20 protein-coding genes, 2 tRNA genes, 1 pseudogene and 1 other annotated feature (1 of these 24 running past the window's edge) are annotated in these 22043 nt (G+C 44.0%); of the genes and pseudogenes, 6 read left to right on the top strand and 17 right to left on the bottom strand.

Features of this window, described 5'->3' with window-relative positions; genetic code table 11:
* Nucleotides 1-121 precede the first annotated feature (121 nt).
* Nucleotides 122-356, bottom strand: a binding site (T-box leader).
* 57 nt (nucleotides 357-413) lie between these two features.
* The 5 genes from tpx to ezrA all read right to left on the bottom strand — a co-directional run bounded on the left by tpx (nucleotide 414) and on the right by ezrA (nucleotide 6084).
* Nucleotides 414-905, bottom strand: a complete 492-nt coding sequence (gene tpx, locus A5877_RS12275; RefSeq protein ID WP_008377033.1) for a thiol peroxidase — start codon at nucleotides 903-905, stop codon at nucleotides 414-416.
* A gap of 65 nt (nucleotides 906-970) precedes the next feature.
* A complete protein-coding gene (locus tag A5877_RS12270) occupies nucleotides 971-1624 on the bottom strand; it encodes a redox-sensing transcriptional repressor Rex (RefSeq protein WP_005237525.1) in 654 nt (217 codons plus the stop codon).
* Nucleotides 1625-1777: 153 nt separating this feature from the next.
* Complete coding sequence (thiI, locus tag A5877_RS12265) at nucleotides 1778-2986, bottom strand: tRNA uracil 4-sulfurtransferase ThiI (RefSeq protein WP_086316927.1); 1209 nt, start codon at nucleotides 2984-2986, stop codon at nucleotides 1778-1780.
* 47 nt (nucleotides 2987-3033) lie between these two features.
* Nucleotides 3034-4176, bottom strand: coding sequence for a cysteine desulfurase family protein (locus tag A5877_RS12260; protein ID WP_034872411.1), 1143 nt, complete (start codon nucleotides 4174-4176; stop codon nucleotides 3034-3036).
* A gap of 186 nt (nucleotides 4177-4362) precedes the next feature.
* Nucleotides 4363-6084, bottom strand: a complete 1722-nt coding sequence (gene ezrA, locus A5877_RS12255; RefSeq protein ID WP_016611694.1) for a septation ring formation regulator EzrA — start codon at nucleotides 6082-6084, stop codon at nucleotides 4363-4365.
* 358 nt (nucleotides 6085-6442) lie between these two features.
* Between ezrA and A5877_RS12250 the strand changes: the two genes are divergently transcribed.
* On the top strand, nucleotides 6443-7792 hold the full coding sequence (locus A5877_RS12250) for an aspartate kinase (protein WP_016611695.1): 1350 nt from the start codon (nucleotides 6443-6445) through the stop codon (nucleotides 7790-7792).
* Nucleotides 7793-7863: 71 nt separating this feature from the next.
* Here A5877_RS12250 and A5877_RS12245 read toward each other — a convergent pair whose 3' ends face one another.
* The 3 genes from A5877_RS12245 to A5877_RS12235 all read right to left on the bottom strand — a co-directional run bounded on the left by A5877_RS12245 (nucleotide 7864) and on the right by A5877_RS12235 (nucleotide 10198).
* A complete protein-coding gene (locus A5877_RS12245) occupies nucleotides 7864-8394 on the bottom strand; it encodes a haloacid dehalogenase (protein WP_005237530.1) in 531 nt (176 codons plus the stop codon).
* Nucleotides 8395-8498: 104 nt separating this feature from the next.
* Nucleotides 8499-9359, bottom strand: a complete 861-nt coding sequence (locus A5877_RS12240; protein ID WP_016611697.1) for a Cof-type HAD-IIB family hydrolase — start codon at nucleotides 9357-9359, stop codon at nucleotides 8499-8501.
* Nucleotides 9360-9367: 8 nt separating this feature from the next.
* Nucleotides 9368-10198 (bottom strand): DUF72 domain-containing protein, encoded by an 831-nt coding sequence (locus A5877_RS12235; protein ID WP_008377017.1) that lies wholly within the window; start codon nucleotides 10196-10198, stop codon nucleotides 9368-9370.
* 88 nt (nucleotides 10199-10286) lie between these two features.
* Here A5877_RS12235 and A5877_RS12230 point away from each other — a divergent pair, with 88 nt between their 5' ends.
* Nucleotides 10287-11255 (top strand): asparaginase, encoded by a 969-nt coding sequence (locus A5877_RS12230; RefSeq protein WP_005237533.1) that lies wholly within the window; start codon nucleotides 10287-10289, stop codon nucleotides 11253-11255.
* Between the two features lie 50 nt (nucleotides 11256-11305).
* Here A5877_RS12230 and A5877_RS12225 read toward each other — a convergent pair whose 3' ends face one another.
* From A5877_RS12225 to A5877_RS12200, 6 genes and pseudogenes are all read right to left on the bottom strand, one after another.
* The gene (locus A5877_RS12225; RefSeq protein ID WP_008377015.1) at nucleotides 11306-12064 is read right to left on the bottom strand and encodes an acyl-ACP thioesterase domain-containing protein; all 759 of its coding nucleotides are present in this window, start codon (nucleotides 12062-12064) and stop codon (nucleotides 11306-11308) included.
* A 15-nt stretch (nucleotides 12065-12079) separates the two neighbouring features.
* A pseudogene (locus tag A5877_RS12220) lies at nucleotides 12080-12879 on the bottom strand (fructosamine kinase family protein).
* A gap of 46 nt (nucleotides 12880-12925) precedes the next feature.
* The gene (locus tag A5877_RS12215; protein WP_005237536.1) at nucleotides 12926-13705 is read right to left on the bottom strand and encodes a tyrosine-protein phosphatase; all 780 of its coding nucleotides are present in this window, start codon (nucleotides 13703-13705) and stop codon (nucleotides 12926-12928) included.
* Between the two features lie 158 nt (nucleotides 13706-13863).
* The gene (locus A5877_RS12210) at nucleotides 13864-15252 is read right to left on the bottom strand and encodes an L-cystine transporter (protein WP_008377011.1); all 1389 of its coding nucleotides are present in this window, start codon (nucleotides 15250-15252) and stop codon (nucleotides 13864-13866) included.
* A gap of 345 nt (nucleotides 15253-15597) precedes the next feature.
* Nucleotides 15598-16926 carry an aminopeptidase C gene (locus A5877_RS12205; protein ID WP_008377008.1) on the bottom strand — a complete coding sequence of 443 codons (1329 nt, stop codon included), beginning with the start codon at nucleotides 16924-16926 and terminating at the stop codon, nucleotides 15598-15600.
* Nucleotides 16927-17045: 119 nt separating this feature from the next.
* Nucleotides 17046-18062: an acyltransferase family protein gene (locus A5877_RS12200; protein ID WP_086316926.1), complete on the bottom strand. Its 1017-nt coding sequence runs from the start codon at nucleotides 18060-18062 to the stop codon at nucleotides 17046-17048.
* Between the two features lie 164 nt (nucleotides 18063-18226).
* Here A5877_RS12200 and A5877_RS12195 point away from each other — a divergent pair, with 164 nt between their 5' ends.
* Together A5877_RS12195 and A5877_RS12190 are read left to right on the top strand one after the other, a co-directional pair.
* Complete coding sequence (locus tag A5877_RS12195; protein WP_086316925.1) at nucleotides 18227-18616, top strand: GntR family transcriptional regulator; 390 nt, start codon at nucleotides 18227-18229, stop codon at nucleotides 18614-18616.
* Nucleotides 18613-20001 (top strand): hypothetical protein, encoded by a 1389-nt coding sequence (locus tag A5877_RS12190; protein WP_176273463.1) that lies wholly within the window; start codon nucleotides 18613-18615, stop codon nucleotides 19999-20001. The genes A5877_RS12195 and A5877_RS12190 overlap by 4 nt, the downstream gene beginning before the upstream one ends.
* Before the next feature lie 114 nt (nucleotides 20002-20115).
* On the opposite strand, the gene A5877_RS12185 is transcribed toward A5877_RS12190, so the two are convergent.
* A tRNA-Asn gene (locus A5877_RS12185) sits at nucleotides 20116-20189 on the bottom strand.
* Nucleotides 20190-20382: 193 nt separating this feature from the next.
* Between A5877_RS12185 and A5877_RS12180 the strand changes: the two genes are divergently transcribed.
* Nucleotides 20383-20455: transfer RNA gene (locus tag A5877_RS12180), tRNA-Thr, on the top strand.
* Nucleotides 20456-20550: 95 nt separating this feature from the next.
* Here the strand turns inward: A5877_RS12180 and A5877_RS12175 are convergent.
* A complete protein-coding gene (locus A5877_RS12175; RefSeq protein WP_034878778.1) occupies nucleotides 20551-20790 on the bottom strand; it encodes a hypothetical protein in 240 nt (79 codons plus the stop codon).
* Between the two features lie 358 nt (nucleotides 20791-21148).
* The gene (locus tag A5877_RS12170) at nucleotides 21149-21583 is read right to left on the bottom strand and encodes a universal stress protein (protein WP_005237544.1); all 435 of its coding nucleotides are present in this window, start codon (nucleotides 21581-21583) and stop codon (nucleotides 21149-21151) included.
* A gap of 391 nt (nucleotides 21584-21974) precedes the next feature.
* On the opposite strand from A5877_RS12170, the gene A5877_RS12165 reads away from it, so the two are divergent.
* Nucleotides 21975-22043: the start of an iron-sulfur cluster biosynthesis family protein gene (locus tag A5877_RS12165; protein WP_005237545.1), read on the top strand. It continues 288 nt past the right edge of the window; only the first 69 of its 357 coding nucleotides appear in the window; its start codon is at nucleotides 21975-21977; its stop codon lies beyond the right edge, outside the window.

Here is a 22043-nt window from a genome sequence, read left to right as displayed (position 1 = left end):
AGTGATTCCTAGTATGGTTACTACGCTCCCTATGGTCGCCTAGTACTGTTCATCATCTGCTCTGTCCCTCTTTGTGGGCCACTCGCAGTGATTCACAGCAAAAAGCGCCCTAATGCCGAGGCATTAGGGCGCTGATACGCGGTACCACCTAAATTGCAGATTGCTCTGCCACTTTGACGTGAGGTAACGTTCACGACGCGCTTGATCTTACTGTGCGGCTTTATCTGCAAGAAACAAACCGTGGTTCGGATCAAAGACCTTCAAGCTACCTTTTCAGTGTCTGGGGAAGTCTTGCACCGACCGACTTCTCTCTGACCGCCAGGGTCACTGATACTCCTCTTGAACATTGTCTTGCTATCATAGATTCTTGTTTCATCTTGCTACATTCTACAATGAACTTTTTTGAAAGTCAATCAGAGGTTTGCTTTCGCCGCATCAATGGCTGCTTGATAATCCGGTTCGTGGGAGATCTCAGGCACGATCTCAACGTGTTGAATCACGCCTTCACGGTCCAAAACGAAAATTGCTCGGGCAAAATGACCGAAGTCTGGGATCATGATTTGATAGGCCTCACCGAAGGTATTCGCCGGATCATGAAGCATGATCATGTCGACGCCTTCTTGGCCGCACCATTGTGCTTGTTCTTCTTTTGTATTGTTAGAGATCGTTACAAAATTTATATCATCCAATTGACTTGCCTCTTGGTTGAAACGCTTGGTCTGCAACGCACAAACGCGTGTCACGATATCGGGAACAACGCTGATGATCGTTGGTTTTCCTAAAAAATCAGTCAGTGTATATTCCTTGTCCTCTAAACTTTTCAAGCGAAAATCAGCTGCTTTATCCCCTACTTTTGGTTGGTTGCCGGGCATCTCATAAACCGTTTCTTTGCGTGTAACTTGCATAACATCTCTCCTATAGCATTTTCTCCCAGTATAAGAAAGATTGTCAAAAAACGAAAAGGATTTGCTCAGACTTTCGATTTTTGCGAGTAGGTCGTATCAAAAAAGATCAATGTTTGCAATTCTGTCGTCAAATCAATGTATTGGATATTGACATCTTTTGGCACGATGACGGGATCAGGGGCAAAATTCAGGATTGCTGTGATCCCAGCATCCACGATCGCATCGATCGCCATTTGTGAATAACGGCTAGGAACAGTCGAAATCGCTACGGTGATCCCTTTTTCTGCTACGACTTCCGCCAATTGGTCCATTCCATAGACATAACGTCCACTAATGGTCTGGCCAATCATTTCTGGATCATTGTCAAAAACCGCGATGACGGAAAGATTTTCATTTCTGCGAAAATTGTTGTTAGCTAACGCTTTTCCTAAATTTCCATAACCAATCAAGGCGATTTTTTTCTCCTCATTGGTTTCTAAAATATAGCTCAAAACCTCAATCAAATAAGGAACATCATAGCCATACCCACTTCTACCCAATTCTCCTAGATGAGAAAAATCCCGGCGGATCGTGGCTGAAGGAACTTGCGTGATTTCTGCAAACTCTTTTGATTTGATTCGCTGAATACCTGAGGCATCCAGTAATTTTAAGTGTCGTAAATAAGCTGGCAAACGTTTTGCCGTTGCTTTCGGAAGTTTTTTATCTCTTAATGCTTCCATCCTGTCCACCCTCCTTGTTAAATGATTCACATATTGAGTGTAGCATGTTCCATTTTCAATAGCAAGAAAATATTCACAAACTCTCTCACACGATGAAAAACGACCACAAATGTTCCATAACAGTTGTGGTCTTAGTTTAAAAAAGAGAGTTTATTATAAGAATTCAGCGAATTCAGTTGCTGATTTTTCTTGATTTGCCGTGATTGCTTCCAGTTTCAACCCAGCCATCGCCCGTTCCATCATCCCTTCGATATCGAGACGCTCTTCATATTGGTGTACCTTATCCAGTCTTGGGCGCGTCTTTGGTTGAGGAGGTGCAAAGATTGTGCAGCAATCCTCAAAGGGCTGAACCGATAACTCAAAGGTATCAATGGCTTCGGCAACTTCAATGATCTCCAATTTGTCCATCGTTGCCACTGGGCGCACGATTGGCGTATTGGTTACTTCATTGATGGCGACCATGCTATGCAAAGTTTGTGAAGCGACTTGTCCTAATGATTCGCCGTTTAAGATGATTAAACCGTGACGAGCCTCACGAATCGCATCTGTCAAACGCAGCATCATCCGACGGGTGATGGTCATCCAATAGCCTTGCGGCACACGGTTTTTGATTTCTTCTTGGATTTCCGTAAACGGAACTTCGATAAATTGGATGCTTCCCACATAAGGAGCAAGCTTCTTCGTTAAATCTTTGGCTTTTTGTAATGCTTGTTCACTCGTATAAGGAGGACTTGCAAAATGGACTGCTTCGATCTCAACACCGCGTTTCATGGCAAAGTAGCCTGCAACGGGCGAATCGATACCACCAGAAAGCATCAACATTCCCTTACCGCTGGTGCCAACGGGTAAGCCGGCTGCTCCTTGGATCGTTTCATAGGACAGATAGGCGCCATCGATCCGTATTTCCACCCGCAGATTGATGTCTGGTTTTTTCATTTGGACTTTGATATCAGGAAAACGGTCGATCACCGCATTACCTAAGGTCAAATTCAACTGGTTGCTATCTTGCACAAACGAGTGATCGCTGCGCTTAGCTGTGATTTTGAAGGTCTCAACACCGGTGTAGATCTCTGCCATAACGTCTTGAACGGCTTTCTTTAATAACTCAATGTCTTTTTCAACCCGAATACTAGGGGAAAAGTTTTGAATCCCAAAGACTTTTTGCAGCTTAGGAATGATCTCTTGGCTGTTTTCACCGTTCAATAGCAAGTGCATGCGATCTCGCTCGGCATGAACTTTGACATGGGGATAATCGGCTAAGGTACGTTTGACGTTTGAAGCTAATTGCATAATAAAACTACGACGATTTTTGCCCTTTGTTGACAGTTCGCCGTAACGAACCATGATTTCTGAATAATTCACGAGAAAACTCCTTTGATTTGGATTGATTTTATAGTGCTATGTCGTGCTTAATTGATTTTCGAAAATTTTTGGTACAACTGGTGGAAGACGATTAGAAACTGCTCGACTTCTGCCATTGTATTGCTCTCATCTAAACTGATACGAACAGCGGATGTCGCTAACTGTTCCGGAACGTGCATCGCATGAAGCGTACTGCTGGCCATCTTTTTACGAGAGGAACAAGCGCTCGTCGTCGAAAGATAGATCTGCTTTTCTTCAAAGGCATGGACTAAGACTTCTCCTCTGATCCCTTTTAATGAGAAACAAAGTATATGTGGCGCAAACCCTTCAGTGCCAGAAAAAAGCGTGACTTTCTCATAGCCAGCCAGTGCTTCTTGCAAATAGCCTTTTAATAATTGAACATGGTTCGGCTTTTCAGCCTTGTGTTCCGTCGCTAAACGCAGGGCTTTTGCCATGGCAACGATTGCTGGTACATTTTCGGTACCGCTGCGCTGGTTTTGCTCTTGCCCACCGCCAGTCATCAATGGCGCCAACTTACGACCTTGTTTCCAATAGATAAATCCGGCGCCACGAGGTCCGTGAAATTTATGTGCAGAGAACACGGCAAAATCGACTCGCTCATTGAACCATTGCTCTTGCGGGACCTTTGTGATGGCTTGGACGGCATCTACATGGAAATGGATCGTTGGGTAGTCCGCCAACACGGTTGCGATCTCATGGATCGGTTGAATCGATCCTACCTCATTATTGACCGCCATCACCGAAACCAAAATCGTTTCTTTGCGAATCATGTTTGCTAATTCTGACACGTTGACAAAGCCTTGAGCATCAACAGGGACCACACTGACCTCAAATCCTAATTCGGCTAATTGAGCCGCTGTTTCACTGACGGCAGGGTGTTCAATACTGGAAATAATCAGGTGATTCCCATAGGCTTTTTTCGCTAAAGCAGTCCCTTTGATGACCCAGTTGTCTCCTTCGGTCCCCCCACTGGTAAATGCGATCTCTTTGGAAGAAACGTTTAACAGATCGGCGATCTGCTGACGTGATTGCTGTAGCAGGCGATTGGCTTGATTTCCTAAATCATGCAAGCTTGAGGGATTGCCGATGATTCGCTGACTGACTTGGACATATGTATTTAAAGCTTGTGGATAAATAGCGGTTGTTGCACTGTTGTCAAAATAGATCAATGATAGGACCCTTTCTCTAAAAAAATTCTTTCCCATTATAACTGCTCTTGGGCTGAGTTTCAAGGTGACTCGCTGGCTTTGGCTTTATTTAAAGGAAACTTTCCCTTCCTTCGTAAGCGTTAATCATGCAGCGAGCCATTCTTTCCATGAAAAAAGCCAGTCAGTTTTTCACTGCTGGCTTTCGTATTATACTAAGTCGCGGTTATTGAAGTAGAAGTTTTCGATCCTTTTGAAGGCACCTGGTTCTACTCGTTCCAACGCTGTGCCGATTTCATCTAGCGCATCTTGATAGCGATATTCTTTACTGAACAAGTAAAGTGATTTGTCGATCGCTGCCTTGATATCTGGATGAGAATGACGATAACGGTTGGCATATTGCATCATTTGCTCAGTCAATGCCGCAGCATCCACCAAGTCTTTCGTTTGTTCATCTAAAAGATCAAGATCTTCTTCACAGACAGAAACCAATTTATTGATTTCTTGCATGTTGATGCGAATCTTGTTCAATTCTTTGCCTAGTTCTTCCACCCGATCTGTTGCCACGAAGAAGAATTCTAAGTACTCACCTGGCAAACCAGGTAAGCGTTGCTTCTCAACAAACCGCTTCAAGTTGCGTAGACGGAATTCGAAGCTTTCCACTTTTTCTTGTGCAACTTTTTCGCCACGACGTAATTCCGCAAGGGAATCATCGATTTCGACTTGCTGGCTTTCCACATCATCCAAAATCTTGTAGGCATCTTTGTAGAAGCTTTGCACTTCTGAATAAGGAATTTCGTGCTTTTCTAATTGTGGTAGGTACTCGTTATTGCGACGAGCCAATTCGTCGACTTCCGTTTGGAAACCACGGACGCGACCTAACTCATTATGATTCAATGTATAGCTTTGTGCCGTATGATCCAACTCGATCAACAACTGACGGTTGTTCTTTGTTGCGTGGTCAATATAGTCTTCAATGATTTGGCGATTTTTCATGACATATTTCTTGGCATTGATCTCACGTTCCATCACCGTATACAAGGCATCGATATCACTTGCAGTATCACGACTTGCCACTTCAACGGAAGCGACTTCTGTTTTCGCTAGATCGTTCATGGAGTTTTCAACTCGTTTTTTCACACGGTTGATTTCTTCTTGGAAGTTTGCTTCTGGGAACACATATTTTTGTTCTAATAATTTTTTGTAGCCATCTTGGATTTCTTTCAACTGATCTGGGAAGGTACGGTTTAATTCTTCGTAGGCCGCTGGGATCCGTTTCATTAAGTCTTCTACTTCATAGGTGTGTTTTTCTGCTTGGTCTAACACTTCCCGTGCTTCCACAGGATCGCCTGAAGTATTTAAGGTAACAAATTGGGTGAACTCAATTTCAATGTTTTTGATTTGTTTTTGCAGCTCATTGTAAGCAGGACCGAATTCTTCGCCTTGATCCCGTAGCTTCTTCTTCAAGTCTTCGTAAACGTCCAACGCTTTTTGGACTTCCAGTGAATTTCGTTCTTCACTTTCTCGTAATTCTTTCAAGCCGGCGCGAATCTCTTCTACTTGGCGTTCCATCTCATCCATGGTCGCTTCCGCTTGAACGATCGCCCCTTTTGCTTTGAAAAAGCGGATGCGTTCGTTTAGTTCTTCCACTTCAAAGATTTGACTCTCAAGTTCAGCAAAAGATTTTGTGGAGATATCTGTCCATTGTTGGTTCCACTCACGAAAGGTATTTTGACTTTGACCAACCAAGTGCATTCTTTTTACTTCATCGACTTCTTCGATCACCGGTAAGTCAAACAGATTTTCTTTGCGTTTTTCCAAGTCATTTAGCTTTTCTTGGTTTTTCTTCCGCATGAAAAAGCCAATTGCATACAAGACCGCTGCGATGATGATGATGGCAATGACAATTCCAAAGATGATATTAGTTCCCATTTTGTGGTTCCTCCAATTTTCAAATATACATGTTTCGTCTAAAATCTGCTGATCAGCAGATTGATTGATAAGTTCATTGAGTATAAAAAGGACAGACAGTCCCTTTATAAAAAAGCATCTACGCTAGATTATAGCATAAAGAAAAAAATCAAGCATTAGATTGAGGCAAAAAAGATCGACTTTTTTCGCATCGAATAAAATCATTCACGGCTTTTCCATCGATAATGAAAACAAATCGTGAAATTTACATCAACAAGTGACTTTTTTTCTGATTTTTCCGATTTTTTTCAAGAAACCGCTTGATTTCTCCCTATTGAAACTGTACTCTAGTAAAAAGCTTGAACAGGAGTAATGTCAAATGAAAGTAGCGAAATTCGGAGGCAGTTCCCTTGCCTCAGCCGAACAAGTCGAAAAAGTTGTTGCGATAATTGAAAGTGATCCTAAAAGACGGTTTGTTGTTGTTTCAGCGCCTGGTAAGCGTTCCAGCGACGATCAGAAAGTCACCGATCTGTTACTAGCAGTCTGTACCCGTCTGTCTGCCCAAGAAGAAATCACTGATTTAATCGAAGAAATCTATGCCCGCTATACAGCGATCGCCGCCCCCTTTGGTATCGAACAAGTCCATTTAGACCGCATCTGGCAATCATTGGCGGCTTTTCAAACACTGCCTACTCAAGACAATCCGCATCTTTATGATACGGTTTTGGCAAGCGGCGAAGACAACAATGCCAAATTGATCGCAGGGATTTTACAAAGCCGTGGATTAGCTGCTCGCTACATGAATCCACAAGAACTTGGGTTGCTGGTGACGGATGAACCCCAAAACGCCCGTATCTTGAACAAATCGTACGCTAAGATCGCACAATGGCGCGATAGTCCTGAAATCTTAGTGATTCCTGGCTTCTTTGGTTACACAGAAGCCGGCGAAATCTGTACCTTCTCTCGAGGGGGATCTGATATTTCTGGTGCCATCGTGGCGGCTGGTCTGCAAGTAGAATTGTACGAAAACTTTACCGATGTCGATGGGATTTTTTCTGCTCATCCAGGCTACGTTCATCATCCAGAGTCCATCAAAGAAGTGACTTACCGAGAAATGCGGGAGCTGTCTTATGCCGGCTTTACTGTTTTGCACGATGAGGCGTTGATGCCTTCATACCATGCGAAAATTCCCGTGGTGATCAAAAACACCAATAACCCAAGTCATCCCGGCACCTTGATCACCAACCAAAGAGACAATTTGGATCAGCCGGTGATCGGCGTTGCCAGTGACGAAGGCTTTTGTATGATCTATATCCGCAAATACTTGATGAACCGCGAAGTTGGGTTCACGTTACGGGTCTTAGAGATTTTCCGGGAATTTGATTTAAATTATGAACACATGCCTTCAGGAATCGATGATATCTCGATCATTATGCGCTCCAACCAGTTGAATCCAGTATTGGAAGAAGAACTGCTGCGCAAGATCGCCTACGAGATCGATCCCGATGAACTGCGAATGACCCACGATCTATCCATGGTCGTCGTCGTTGGTGAAGGGATGCGTCAAAGAGTCGGGATCACTGCCGACAGTACCGCTGCCCTTGCGCGAAAAAATATCAACTTAGAGATGATCAACCAGGGGTCCTCTGAGGTCAGCATCATGTTCGGCATCCACAAAGAACAAGAAAAAGCCGCTGTCAGAACCCTTTACTACACTTTCTTTGATTAAACCAAACGTGCCAGTTGCACCACTCCTTTTGCTGATAAGCAATCGGAACGGGCAACTGGCACGTTTCTTTATTATTCTGACGATTCTTGGGCTTGCGCTTGTTTTTGTGCCAATTGGCGTTTGATTTCTGCCTTGATTCGCGGTTCAGGAGCAAACCGTTCTTCCCAATCGCTAGGCTTCATGACTTTGTGGGTCTCAGGATCATAATGGGGCTGCCCATCTGGAAAAAGTTTCCCCATGTTGGCGTCATGAACGATAGCCAGGATCGGCGCTGGATCGACCCCTACCAGTGAAAAAGAGCCATAGGTAAAATACAGCAGATCACAGAGCGCATCGACTTGTTCTACTAGGGAATCACTGACAGGCTGTTGTTTGGCAGCCAGCTTGGCTTGGGCTTGATCAATCGCTTGATGCAAATGGGTCAACCCTGCTTGAAAGGTCTCTTCGTCATTGTTGCTGGCAGCATAAAGGAACTCAACTAATTCTTCAATTTTAAAACCAGCACGAAACTGGGCTTTTTCCGCTGAAAAAGCTTGTGGATATGGCGGTCGTGTTGGATCAAAGGTTTTATGAAACTCTTCCGTCATTTCAAATGGACTCATTTCTCTCGCTTCTTTCTGCTTTTTCTAATGGTTCTGTTTCATGGTTCTGCGCTGTCTCCTACGTTGCTTCATGGATTGGCTACACCTTGTTTATTTTTTTTAATTCAATCCCTTGCTTGGGCATCCTCGGCAATGATCCCAAAATGGATCAAGGCTTTCTTGATGCCGTCATGATCGTTGGTGTCCGTCACAAAGTCAGCACTGGCTTTGGTGATGGGCTGGGCATTGCCCATCGCAACCCCGATCCCCACACCTTCTAACATTTCCACATCATTAAAATGATCCCCAAAGGCCATCGCTTCTTCCATCGCGATCCCTTCATAGGCCAAAAATTCTTTGATCCCTTTGATTTTCGAACCGTTTTTCGGCACGATATCAACAGAATAGGCATTGGATCGCTTAAAATCACATTGCGGCAGCTTGGAGCGTAATTTTTCGCGCTCTGATTCAGGGCTCAGCATAATGCACTGATAGATTGGCTCTCGTAAAATGTCCAATGATTCATAACGTTTGGCGTTGCGATTGGGACTGAAGCGCTGCAAGACTTTCTTTAAAAAGCCGACGGGAAATTTTTTCGGTACATAGCGCAAATAGCGCTGCATGACGGGTGATTGGCTTAAACGGATCGTCAAGCTGCCAGCCACTTGCGTTTCTCCGCCAAACATGACTTGACGATAATTTTCATCGGCGTATTCTACGATCGCTTCCAGCGTTTGTTTTGGAAAAGGTTTGGCATAAATCAAGGTTTCCTTCGTGTAAACATATTGGCCGTTATAGGTGATAAACATGTCTAACGACAAGTAATCGATCACCTTCTCTAAATCAACCGGACCACGTCCGGTGGCAATGCCGCAGAGGACGCCATTGGCTTGGGCTTGTTTGATGGCTTCACGGGTACTGGCAAGCGCCTTGCCGTTACTGGCAATCAGTGTGCCATCAATATCAAAAAAGATTGCTTTTATCATATGACTCCTCAAAATAATTTCAACTGATTAGGATTTAATGCTTCGTAATCGATCTGCAGCGCATCGATCAATGCACGAGCATTGTCAGCGGCATCACGACCGGCATTATTATTGAAGACCACTGCGACTTCTTTGGCATTGGCTTCGATGGCTTGAATCGCTTGTTTTAACTCCGTTAGTTCGGCTTGGTCATAGCGATACAAGGTCCGCAGATTTTTGGCATCTGGCCCCGTCGCTGTCCAGCCGCTGTCGTTGCGTCCATGAAAACGGCACAGGACAAACGCAGGATTGGTCACGGTTGGATCAAGAGGAATCGTGGTCGATAGCTTTTTCGGCTGATCAACGACTACTAAGGAAAACTGTTTTCGCTTCATATAATCGATCATTCCCGGATACAGTTTCGGCTGATACCAGCTGCTGTCTCTCAGCTCAATCGCCACTGGGTAACCCGCAAACCATTCTCGCACTTGATCTAAATAGGCGACATTTTCTTTCGTACATTTAAAGCTGTTGGGAAATTGCGCCAATAGGCAAAACAGTTTGCCCGCTTCTACCATTGGCGCGATCGCTTCTTTATAAAGCTGCAGCGCTTCAGTCATGGTCAACTGATCTGGCAAATCCCCTTGGGTGGTCACACTTTGATGGACTTTCAACACAAAGCGGAAATTTTCGGGAATCTGGGTCAACCAGTTGCGCACATCTTTTTCTTTTGGCAAAAAATGATAGGTGGTATCCAGCTCAACTAACGGAAAATAACGGGCATACTCAAATAATTTCGAGTTTTTTCTTTGCACGAGACTGCCATGTTCACTAAATGTGGTACAACCAATTCGAATCATTTTTTCCCATCGCTCCTTGTTTTCTTATTTTAATAGTATACAATAGTTTTGAGTTAAGAGTAAATAAATCATTGCAGGTGATGAAAAAATGAAACGAATTCTCGTGTTGCACACTGGCGGCACCATCGCCATGAAAGAAGACACCCTGACAGGCGGCGTCAGCCCCGATGTCAGCAATCCACTGATGGATGCACCGATCCACATTGATGACGATGTTGAATTGATCGTCGAAGACATTTTTAATATTCCTAGTCCTCATATGACGCCAAAAGAAATGCTGCAGCTGAAAGAACGTATCCAGCTGGCGCATTTAAGCGGTGTCGATGGGGTCGTGATCACTCACGGAACCGATACGCTGGAAGAAACGGCCTTCTTTTTAGATACCACGATCGGCGGTCAGTTACCGATCGTGGTGACTGGTGCCATGCGCTCAAGTAATGAAATCGGCAGTGACGGGCTTTATAACTTTGAAAGTGCGATTCGGGTCGCCAAGTCCCCCGATGCCATAGGAAAAGGTGTCTTAGTCGTCATGAACGATGAGATCCATTCCGCACGTTATGTTACGAAAACCCACACCACCAATATTGCGACGTTCCGCACCCCGACATTAGGTCCGATCGGCTTAGTCACAAAGCACCGAATCTTGTTTATGCAAGAGCTGTTAAATAACCGCCATTTGGATGTTGATCGTGTCGATGGTTTGTTTCCGATCGTCAAAGCCTATGCTGGGATGACCGGGGAATTGTTCGATGCTTTAGCCGACTCGCTGATCGATGGACTAGTGATCGAAGCTTTAGGCGCTGGCAATCTGCCGCCTCAAACCATTGAGCCTTTGAAAAAACTGATCGCTAGAAACATTCCGGTCGTCTTAGTTTCTCGCTGCTTCAACGGAGTTGCCGAGCCGGTCTATGACTACTTAGGCGGTGGGATCGAATTGCAAGCTCTTGGGGTGATTTTCTGCAATAGCATCAATAGCCAAAAAGCCCGCATCAAATTGTTGATAGCGAAAAACCGTGGATTGACCATGGATGAGCTACCTGATTTCATGGAGAATTGACCAAACAAAAACCCTTTTGCCATTCCGTTAACGGAGGCAAAAGGGTTGTTTTATTTTTCTCGCCAAGTAAACACGGCTTCGCAGTAAGTATCCTCACCGATCTTGATCTCGTGGATCGTTTGCAGCGGCACAGCCTCGCCGGCTTCATCGACTGTCTTTTCATTGATTTGAAAATGGCTTTCGATCAAATGGCCGTAAGCAACTTCCCGATCAAAGCGGATCGTCACTTGTGTCACTTCATGTTTTGTTAAAAACTCATAGCCTAAGACGTCCATCAGCCAATTGAAATACATGGCGTTGTTGACATGCTGATTGCTATCGATATCGTAGAAACGCACCCGATACGGCAAAAATTGTCCTTGTGTGATAGGGGTGATCTTCGGATAGCGTTTGATTCGCTTAATTTTTTCACTGCCAAAAGGCACCACGATCTCATCCGGAACACTGCTGACTTTGCGCGTCTCCGGGTCCATCAACGCAAAAACCGCTTCGATTTTGACCAATTCCGTTCCGTCTTCTGCCAATAACCAAAAGTAACGGTAGCAGAAAAACTTATTGTATTCTCTCGCCTGGGTCGCCACTTGGATCTGCTCCCCTACGCGCGGCAAACGAGTTACCGTTATATGATAGCTGGTAATGATCCAGGTCAAGCCATAACTAGCGATGACTTCCGGTCCGCGGTTTAACGCCGCACTTTGTTCTTCTGATGTCTTGATGGCAATGCCTAGCATGGCTGGAAACGTCATCGTTTGGTTGACATCACATTCATAATACGCCACTTCATGCGTGGTTTGATACTTTGCTGCCATAGTTCTAATTGCCTCCTAAAAACGACTCAATATTTCATCGACAGTTGGTCCATAACTTTCGCCAAATTGATTCAAATGGACCAATAAATAATACAATTGATACACTGGCAGTCGCTCTTTCCAATACTCATCTAATGGATAGACTTCTTGATAGCCTTCCAAAAATTCCTGACGAAAACCGCCGAAAAGCTGGGACATCGCAATATCCATTTCTCGATCCCCATAGGCGACTGCCGGATCAAGAAACACTGGTTCTCCTTGTTGATCGAACAGCACATTCCCCCGCCAAAAATCACCGTGTAATAAAGCAGGTGTGACGCTGCGATCACGCCAATTCTCATGCAAAAATTCTTTCAAACGCAGATAAGCGGCTTCCCGTTTGGCATGCCAGTGATTACCCAGCTTCGCTAATTCGACTTGCACATCCAAACGGCAGACTGTGTAAAAATCAAGCCAATCGGTGGTTTTCGGATTGACTTGCGGCAAAAAGCCGATGTAATTGTCTTCGTAAAACCAAAAGTCTCCTGCGTCTGCTGATGAAGCCGAGCCAAGCTTTGGCCTAAGCGCCGCTGCTGTCCTTCCCCACTATCGATCCATTCCATCAATAAAAATGCCCCCTCTTCGGTCTGACCGAGACGTTCGATTTTTGGCACCCGCACGAAAGGAGCTAATTCAGCTAAGCCGTTGATTTCTGCTTGAAAGAACATCGATGAAACATGAGGATGGGTCTTTAAAAAATAGCGATTTTCTGCTGTCGTGAAACGATACGTTTGATTGACATCCCCACCACTGATGGGCGTTAGCGAGCCGGTCATCCCGATTGCTGCGAACAATGCTTCCTCCATACGGATCTCCGTTTCTTTACTCAGTCAGTTGGGCAGTCAAGTACGCTTGTTCCTCTTTCGTCACCCCTAGTCCTTGCAGAAGATACTGATCGACCGAACCGAAATGCTGATCGATTGCAGCCAAACTTTCCTCAAGAAAACTCTCTTTGGCACTCATCAAAACCGTGATCGCCGTTAACAGCTCTTGCGGCAAATGCTGGGTCATTGGGGCAAATTTTTCTTTTAGCATTGGGGCTAGATAGCGATTGGTCGCTAAATAATCTTCTTTGATCGTCGCTGGTGCCACCGCCAACACATGCAGCAATAAAAAGGCGCCAAAGCCTGTGCGATCTTTGCCGGCGGTACAGTGGAACAAGGTTGCTCCTTCGCCTTCCGCATTGTCGATCACATGATCAAAGAACTGCCGATATTGTTGGCGGGCATAGTCGCTTTCAACAAAGTGACGGTAGACTTTTTTCATCTGCTCTTCGGCATCTTCCCCATCTTCCAAGCGCTGCTTCAAGCTTTCTGGCGACAAGGAAACCATCGTTTCGTCTTCTTTGAAAATAGGTAAAAAAAGCTGCTTTGCTGTGGCGATCGGTCGATCAGGCTGTGCATTGGCTTCAGCGATGGAGCGAAAATCAATGACCTGATTGACCCCATAGTTTGCCAGTACTGCTTGATCTGAAGCAGTCAATTCATTGATCGCCGCACTGCGGATCAATTTTTTTCGTTTGATCGTCGTGCCGTTTGTCGTTTGATAGCCGCCAAGTTCTCTGACGTTTGCTGCTCGTTCTAGTTGAATCAATTGTGTCATTGCTTATCCCTCCCGCGATGTTCTAGTTAAAAGTATAGCAGAAACTTCGCTATTAAGGGCACTGAAACCTAGATTTTTCTATGAGCTGAGCTTTAACGGACAAAAAAAAGAAAGACCACACGCAGTCTTTCTTTGCTTTCGCTTGTTAAAAAATGTTTCTATTCGGCTTCGATCACGGCGGCAGAATCATCTAAGATCGAACGATCCAGTTCGTTGATACGGCTGCTGGTCACCATTCCCGCAACCATACTGTCGCTGACATTAACGAGTGTCCGTGCCATATCGATCAATGGTTCAACAGAAATAACTAAGCCTACGATGGCGATCGGCAAATTCATTGAGCCTAAGACGATCAATGAAGCAAAAGTTGCGCCACCGCCGACACCGGCAACGCCGAATGAGCTGATTGTAACAACGGCAACTAACAGCAGGATAAACTGCCAATCAAAGACATTGATTCCAACCGTTGGTGCAACGATCGTTGCCAACATCGCTGGATAAACACCCGCACATCCGTTTTGACCAATCGATAAACCAAAGCTGCCTGCAAAGTTAGCCGTGGCTTCATCAACACCTAACGCTTTGGTTTGGGTTTCGATGTTCAATGGCAAGGCACCGGCACTTGAACGAGAAGTAAAGGCGAAGCTCAAGACTGGAAAAGCCTTTTTGAAATACGTTACTGGATTGACCCGTACAGCGATCAGCAATAATGAATGAACGAGTAAGACCAAAATCAAAGCGGCATAAGAAGCGATGATAAATTTCCCTAAGTTCAAGATGGCTTCAAAATCACTTGAAGCTAATACGTTAGTCATCAATGCCAAAACCCCATAAGGTGTCAGGCGCAAAACTAACGTGACGATACGCATCACGATTTTATATAAGCTGTCCATCAAATTCGCAAAAGTTTCCGCTTCTTTCGGTGATTTGCGTTTGACACCAAGAAAAGCAATCCCAACAAAGGCTGAGAAAATCACGACACCGATCGTACTTGTCGAACGAGTACCAGCAAAGTCGGCGAAGACATTACTTGGGATGAAAGAAACGATTTGTTGTGGGATCGATAGATCTTGGACTTGTGTCGAACGTTCCGCTAATTCTGCGATCCGCGCTGTTTCCGTTGCTCCTTCGGTAAAGCTGGCACCGTCAAGACCAAAGACCATGACCATCACGATCCCGATCAAGGCAGCGATCGCCGTTGTCCCTAGCAAAGTCGCAAGAACCGTAAAACTGATCTTCTTGATTTTTTCGCTTTCTTTCATCTTGGTGAAAGCACCAACGATCGAAACGAAGATCAAGGGCATGATCAGCATTTGCAAGAGGGCCACATAGCCGCTACCGACCATCGTGATCCAGTCAAGAGCTTGCGTGACAACATCAGAGCCTGTCCCAAAAATCAGCTGTAGCACACCACCAAAAACGATCCCGACGAACAACGCCGCAAAGACCCGCGTTGAAAACTTCAGGTGACGCTTTTGCAATAAGTAGAACCCATAAATAAGGGCAGCAAAAAGTAGAACAACAATAATAGTTAACAGATTTGTCATTTGAATCCTCCTTTTGTTCAATAAACATGACAAAGTCTGTCAGAGGAAGTAAAGGTTCCCAGTGACCATTCTTCAACAGTTCACTCTAATGAGACGTGTGGCATCATTAGTGACTATTCCATTTTAAAGAAGTTTGCTTCATCTTACAATAAATAAGTTCCCACTTTTCTGGGATGGTACCGCTTTTTTGTCAGTAAATAAAAAAAGAACCGTTGCCACACTCCCATGCTGCTAGGATTTCTGCTTTCCTAACGGTTGGATTGCGGCAACTGGTTCGTTATTTTTTCATTTCGTCTTTTTGAAAAATTTCAGAAAATATTCAGGCAATCATTAGAAATTGCTGACTTACGCCAAAGCGCCCATTGGATCCCAAGGTGCTAAGACCGTTGGTTCTGCTTCAAAGGCAGCCAATTGTTCTGCTGTCAGGAATTCTTTGCGAACCACGATTTGATAGGTGTATTCATCCATCCATGCATCGCTCATGACGAAGAAGCCATTCGTTCCGACTTTTTCACCCCAGCTGTTTTCGACTTTCCATTTGGTTGATTCGCCGTCGATCAAGTCAACGCCAGTCAAGACCATCGCGTGGGTCATTAAGCTTTCGCCAAAATCTAAGCGTTCTGCTTTGGTCATCGTAAAGTCGATATCAAATAAGTCGTTGATATCATAGGCATCTAATGCCATGATCCCAGTATCTCTGGTAGAAGATTGACCGACATCACAACCGAACCACACGGACTCTCCTTGTTCCAATTGAGCGATCGCTAATTTTTTGAAGGTCGGCATATCGACGTTCAAGTATTTGACTTCTTTGCCGCCAACCACGTTGCCTAGCATTTCTACGGTATACGATTGATTGTAAGGTTTGTCGGCAGTTGGTGCGTTGATGATACTGACATAATCGTCAAGGTCCACCCCGACATATTTTTCATAAAAGCTTTGTGGTGTTAAGTTGCGATCAATGTGATAGTTTTTGTCTTCATCACGGTATTCAAAATCAAAGGTTTCTGGCGGTGTGCCTAAAGAAGTCGCTAAGAAACGATAAATGTCTTCCAACATCGCTTCTTTGGCTGTTTGGATGTCTTCAGCTGTTTTGCCTTCTGCTACTAGCTGACGCAAAGCAACCGCATCTTTACGCAGTTTTTTGTTTAAGTAATTGTTTAGATCACGAGAATTAGAAGAGTTGCTGCTTTCTGGCATAACCGTTTTTGGTACGACACCATATTTTTGGAAAATCGAAACGATCATGTCCCATTGCCCACCATCTTGTTGTGGGGTTTGCAATAAGAAAGCAACTTTGCGACTTGTTAAAGGTTCGTTAGCAGTTGCTAAAATATTTTCATAGAAATAGTTGGCTTTTTCGTATTTGTCCCAAAAGAAGGTATGGTTTTGCGACAATTCAAATTCTTTTAAATTGAAATCATTCAACATCTTATGACGGAATGTATTCAATGCGGCAAACATCCAGCAGCGGCCTGATTGTTTTTGGTTTGAGACTTTCCCGGTTGTCACATCAACTGAAAAAACTGGCACATTGTTGACTTTTGCTGACACGTTTTCCGCAGAAGCGGTGATCCCATTTTTCACAACACTCCGTTGCAGTGCCGTTTGTTTATTATTTTCTTGATACGCTTGCGCAAAGGCAGCGGTGGTCTTTTTTGAAATTTCTGACATATTTCTTCATCCTTTCACTTTCCGTTCCTTCCATTTTACGCCTCTGCCTCTCAAATAACAACCGCTCCTAGAAAAATGAAAAAATCATCTTTCTAAGAGCGGTTGCTCGTATCAAGGATTTAAAGAGTTAGCATCAAAAGTAAAAAGCCAAGTAAAACAAAGGATAGTCCTCGTTCAAATCGTGCATACAGGAAGCGGATCGGGCGGCTAGCTAGCAAGATCGTCAGTAAAACACTGGCTAACACCAACGTCACAAAGCCTAATACCGACAGATTCAAGTCGGTGATGGCTAATGCCCGCAAGCCCTTGATGAAGATCCCCTGTAAAAGATAGACCAGCAGTGTGTTTTTGCCCCACTTCGTAAAAAACAGGTGCTCTCTGGGCACGAGGCTCAGAAAACCGATGATCCCCATCAGCCCGATCACGAAAAAGACCGCACGCAAGGGACCGCCGAACAACGGATAGCTCAAGTAATCGTCATAAGGCTTGGAACCAAAAACCATGTACTTGTTCATCCCATGAAAAAACGCGATAAAGGTGTAGATGATCGGTAGGAAAAGCAAACTGATGGTTCGAATCTTTGGTTTCAATAAAAAGCGCATCTCATTTTTGGGAAAATAAAACCCGATAATGAAAAACGGCAAAAAGACAAAGGTCCGCTGCAAGGTCAACACTTGATTTAAAAACGGCACGTAGCCAGCAAAGATGCTCAAGCCAATACTCAGCAGGATCGCCTGCTTTTTGGACATTTTTTGAAAGATCAACAGCGAGAGCTGCCAAAAGAACATGCTAAGCAAAAACCAAAGTGCCCATTGCGGATTCAACAGTTGGATTTTTAGCGACTCCCGTAGACCGATCAACCAGTAATAGACGGTGTAAAACACCTGAAAGAAGACATAAGGCAGCAAGAACTTTTTCATCAACTCACGAAGCTTGTGTCCCTTCGTCAACGTTTTGGCAAAGTACCCAGCCAGAAAAACAAAAGCTGGCATGTGGAAAGTGAAGATAAAATAATATAGGTCATGATAAAACTTCTGATCGCCGATAAAAGGCTGCAGCAAGTGACTGAAGACGACCAAGATCATCAGTAAAAATTTTGCATTATCAAAGTAAGCCGTTCTTTGCGATTGGCTCATAAAAAGTTCCTCCTCTAAGTTGTATCTGTCAAAGGATACCTGATCCATGAAACAGAACTGTAACAAGCTATTTACTTTTTTCTAACGATTCTTGTTCATTTGATTACCAGTTGCTATTTTGTATAGTTTGTATTAATATATATAATACAAAGGAGCTGTTTTCGATGATATTTGATATTCAAACCCAAAGCAACCAACCCATCTACCAGCAGTTGCGGGAACAGATCATTGTCGGTATCGCAAAAGGCGATTTGACCGCTGGCGAATTGCTGCCATCCGTCCGTCAATTAGCCGAAGAGATCGGCATCAATACCATGACGATCTCAAAAGCCTACAATTCCCTCAAAGAAGAAGGCTTGTTAGTCACAGATCGCCGCAAAGGAACCGCCGTTGCCGCGCCACCACCGTTTACTTCCGGACAAGAAGCGGAGTATCGCCAAAACTTACAGCTACAGCTAGCAACCGCTCTCTTACACGGCAAAAGCAAGCAAGCGCTTTTAACGGATGTTCAACAACTTCTGGACCAATTTCCTGAAAGGAATGAATGCAAATGACTTATCTTTTTTTCATTATTGCCCTCGTCCTCTGTGGGACGACCGCATTTGGTTTACGCTTGATCAGTAAACCCCACAAAAATGTTTTACTCGAAAATACCCTTGCCCCTGAGCATCTGGATGATCCTAGCGTCCACAGCTTGATCACAGAATTTCGCAAGCGTATCTTACAAATCGTTGGTACATTTAGTGTAGCAAGTCTCCTTTTTTTGTTCAATTTATCTGACTCCATCATCCTTACCCTGTTCTGGCTTTATATGGCCGCTTTGCTGGGGACAGCTTACTTGGTGCAAGTACATTACATCGGAAAAATGCGGCAATTGATCCTTACCAATGGATGGGAACTACCCATTGATCCGATTCGGATCGATACGAAACTCGTTCAAACCAAAAATAAGCGGATGCTGCCGTGGTATAGCCTCGTTCCTGCGGGGATTTTGTTGATGATCAGTTTGTACCAAGCATGGCAGTTGCCTGATCTTTCTACAGGATACTTGATGGGCGGTGTCTCCTTAGCAATTTTTGCGCTGTTCCTCTATCTCTGGGTGATCATCAGCCGCTTACCCGTTCGCGGGATCAGCGGTGATTCAGCTATCGACCAGCACATCAATGATTTAACAAAGCGCTATTGGTCCTTATTGATCGCTGTCACTTGTACCATTACACTGCTCTTATTGACTGTCCCGCTGGCGTCCATGTCCGCCACTGGAGCATTCAGTACTATCCTCTTAGTGCTCTTTGTTGTTTTGGTGGTTTTCTTGATCGTCTTTACCTTCTTCTTGTTGCTAGATCTGCGTAAAAAACAAGATCAGCTCTTAGAACCGGCAGCACAACCGCGCTATTATGGCGAAGATGCTTACTGGCGATATGGTTTTTACATCAATCCTAATGATGCGCGACTGTTCGTTCCTGACCGTGTTGGGATGAATATCGGCATCAATTTAGGCAAACGCAGCGGACAAATCGTCGCAGGCATCACCGCTGTCTTCTTACTTGTGTTAATGATCGGGACCATCATTCCGATGTATCGCTTAGATTTTACTGCTGATGCGATCACTGGTGAAGTGCAAGGACAAGAAGTCACCTTCGATGCACCAATGACCGGGAAAACTACGGTCTCTTTGGCAGATATAGAGACAGTGGAATTGATCGAAACATTGCCGTCTCCTCGTGTTCGTACCATGGGTGTAGGAACCGCCAGTTACCAAATCGGTCAGTTTACCGTTGCCGGCAAACCTGCCAGAATGTTCGTCGACACAAAGGTGACGCCCATTTTAAAAGTCACTACTAACGATGGCCCCACCGTTTTTTACACAAATAAAAAAGCCGCCGAAACGACGGATTTATACGAGGAACTATTACAGAAGATTTCCTCAGCGGAGTGAGTGTTCTGGAAAAAAACTGGGGAACCCATTATCCCCAGGCTATCCACAACCAACAAAAGAACGGACTCTTTCCAACAAAAAAACGACCTTCCGAAACGAAGGTCGTTTTTGATACTCCGGCAGTAGGACTCGAACCTACGACATCATGATTAACAGTCATGCGCTACTACCAACTGAGCTATGCCGGAAGAATCTATCTGTACTATACCAAATAGTCAGATAATTTAGCAAGAGCAAAAATCAATTTTTTGATCCTTTTTTCAAGAAAATCCTCTTTTAGAAACTTCCCTTCCCGCAAAGCGTTTTTCTCAAGAAATATCCGAAAATCTCATTGACAAAGTAGCGCCTTTACGGTATTCTATATCTTGTGTTAAATAACACGCCGCTTTAGCTCAGTTGGTAGAGCGCATCCATGGTAAGGATGAGGTCGACGGTTCAAGCCCGTCAAGTGGCTTTGGTAGGACAACGTTTGTCGGACGTTGTCTTTTTTTGTACATCTAATTCCCAATATATAGCGATAATTTCTAAAGTTAACAATTCGTATTGCCTCTAATTACTTGCGATATACAAAAGAAATAAGATCGTAAAACCCAATAGTACGAAAGATACAACGGCTTTCACCATTCTCGCTGCATCTTTAAATTTGAACAAGAGCGTATAAAGATTAATAAAGTAAATGATCGACAGGACTGCTTCTTGCGAATATTCCTTCACTTGGATCAAGCCTAACCATATACTCAGCAAAAGAATCGAAAAAACAACCAAATAGTTTTCTGCAACACGCTTCATTTCATTCTCCTTTCCAATGATAGACACTTGCAACCAGCTGAATCATGGAAACTCAGTAAATTATCAGCCCCTCTCTCCAATACTTTTCCTACATCCTTTGCTTATTAAAAGTGTAACAAACTATCTTTTCTAACGGTCAACCTAGTTCAATTTACATAAATATTTTTTTGATAAAACGACGAAAAGACGTTTTCAATCGTTACTCACAGCTCAATTTTAGGCACTTCTTTTTTACAACAAAAAACCTGCTCTCCTAAAGCCAAGAGAGCGGGTTTTTCAACTAAACTGAATTTTTTTGAAAGGAGATGCCTTATGCTGACTTAAAAAATAACATATTTTTTCCGTTTGATTCAACTTCTTACTTCACGACCAGCACCGTACATTTCGAATGATTAACGACATAATCGGTGGTTGAGCCCACGACAGCTCGAGTCAATGTACCTTTGCCAGTTGCACCGATAACGATCAAATCAATTGGATACAATTCAGTCGCTGCATGAATGATAAAACGTTTTGGATCACCGACTTCAACGATCACCTCAACATCTTCCACCCCATGTTGATTGGCATCATAGATTTTTTTCAACATATCCGTTTCCACACGTAATTTTTCTTGATCAAAAATTTTCGCAAAAGCATAGGCACTTGTGGATAACTCAGCATTGTTGATAACAGAGAGGACATACAATTTGGCTTTGTTCCTACGACAAATCGCGAGTGCTTCTTGGAACGCTTTTTCTGACTGATCCGACCCATCTAAGGCAACAAGTACATTTTGAGAATTACGTAACATCCAAATCGCCTCCTTTTCTTTATTTTACCACAAAAAATGGAAGCGTTACAAAAAAGGACGAGGTCTACTCTTAAGAGACCTAAAACTTCCTTTAAGATTTGTGAAGGTCCTTACTTGGTTCCGCAATTATGCAGTAAAATAAGGAGAACAATGATTCGAGGTGAAAGAAATGCGCTCTTTTTTCCATGCTGCAGTCACTGTGCTCTTGTACTTAGGGCTTTTCTTGCTGATAATCGGTATTATCGCCTTTTTCTTGCTAAAACTTTAAGCTTGGCTTGTGGAAAAGCAAGTTGCTGTCACATCCCTAAGAGGAGTGATACACTTGGTTTATCAACAATTATCGAAACGAACAGCTTGCTGCTCACTCGTTTCAAAAAGGAGATCATGCATAATGGACTTACATATTACCCCTAGTGCCGTTGCTCGCTTTCCAGAAGGACACGACTTATATATTCTGACG

The organism is Enterococcus sp. 3C7_DIV0644, assembly GCF_002141235.1.
In the GTDB taxonomy this organism is placed as follows: domain Bacteria; phylum Bacillota; class Bacilli; order Lactobacillales; family Enterococcaceae; genus Enterococcus_D; species Enterococcus_D entomosocium.
Note: the sequence above shows the minus strand (reverse complement) of the source record. Positions and strands in the feature narration are given on the sequence as shown.

Bases quoted from the DNA above. Each gene is read 5' to 3' on its own strand.
- tpx (WP_008377033.1), bottom strand. From the start codon at position 905: ATGCAAGTTACACGCAAAGAAACGGTTTATGAGATGCCCGGCAACCAA.
- A5877_RS12270 (WP_005237525.1), bottom strand. From the start codon at position 1,624: ATGGAAGCATTAAGAGATAAAAAACTTCCGAAAGCAACGGCAAAACGT.
- ezrA (WP_016611694.1), bottom strand. From the start codon at position 6,084: ATGGGAACTAATATCATCTTTGGAATTGTCATTGCCATCATCATCATC.
- A5877_RS12250 (WP_016611695.1), top strand. From the start codon at position 6,443: ATGAAAGTAGCGAAATTCGGAGGCAGTTCCCTTGCCTCAGCCGAACAA.
- A5877_RS12245 (WP_005237530.1), bottom strand. From the start codon at position 8,394: ATGAGTCCATTTGAAATGACGGAAGAGTTTCATAAAACCTTTGATCCA.
- A5877_RS12240 (WP_016611697.1), bottom strand. From the start codon at position 9,359: ATGATAAAAGCAATCTTTTTTGATATTGATGGCACACTGATTGCCAGT.
- A5877_RS12235 (WP_008377017.1), bottom strand. From the start codon at position 10,198: ATGATTCGAATTGGTTGTACCACATTTAGTGAACATGGCAGTCTCGTG.
- A5877_RS12230 (WP_005237533.1), top strand. From the start codon at position 10,287: ATGAAACGAATTCTCGTGTTGCACACTGGCGGCACCATCGCCATGAAA.
- A5877_RS12225 (WP_008377015.1), bottom strand. From the start codon at position 12,064: ATGGCAGCAAAGTATCAAACCACGCATGAAGTGGCGTATTATGAATGT.
- A5877_RS12215 (WP_005237536.1), bottom strand. From the start codon at position 13,705: ATGACACAATTGATTCAACTAGAACGAGCAGCAAACGTCAGAGAACTT.
- A5877_RS12210 (WP_008377011.1), bottom strand. From the start codon at position 15,252: ATGACAAATCTGTTAACTATTATTGTTGTTCTACTTTTTGCTGCCCTT.
- A5877_RS12205 (WP_008377008.1), bottom strand. From the start codon at position 16,926: ATGTCAGAAATTTCAAAAAAGACCACCGCTGCCTTTGCGCAAGCGTAT.
- A5877_RS12200 (WP_086316926.1), bottom strand. From the start codon at position 18,062: ATGAGCCAATCGCAAAGAACGGCTTACTTTGATAATGCAAAATTTTTA.
- A5877_RS12195 (WP_086316925.1), top strand. From the start codon at position 18,227: ATGATATTTGATATTCAAACCCAAAGCAACCAACCCATCTACCAGCAG.
- A5877_RS12190 (WP_176273463.1), top strand. From the start codon at position 18,613: ATGACTTATCTTTTTTTCATTATTGCCCTCGTCCTCTGTGGGACGACC.
- A5877_RS12175 (WP_034878778.1), bottom strand. From the start codon at position 20,790: ATGAAGCGTGTTGCAGAAAACTATTTGGTTGTTTTTTCGATTCTTTTG.
- A5877_RS12170 (WP_005237544.1), bottom strand. From the start codon at position 21,583: ATGTTACGTAATTCTCAAAATGTACTTGTTGCCTTAGATGGGTCGGAT.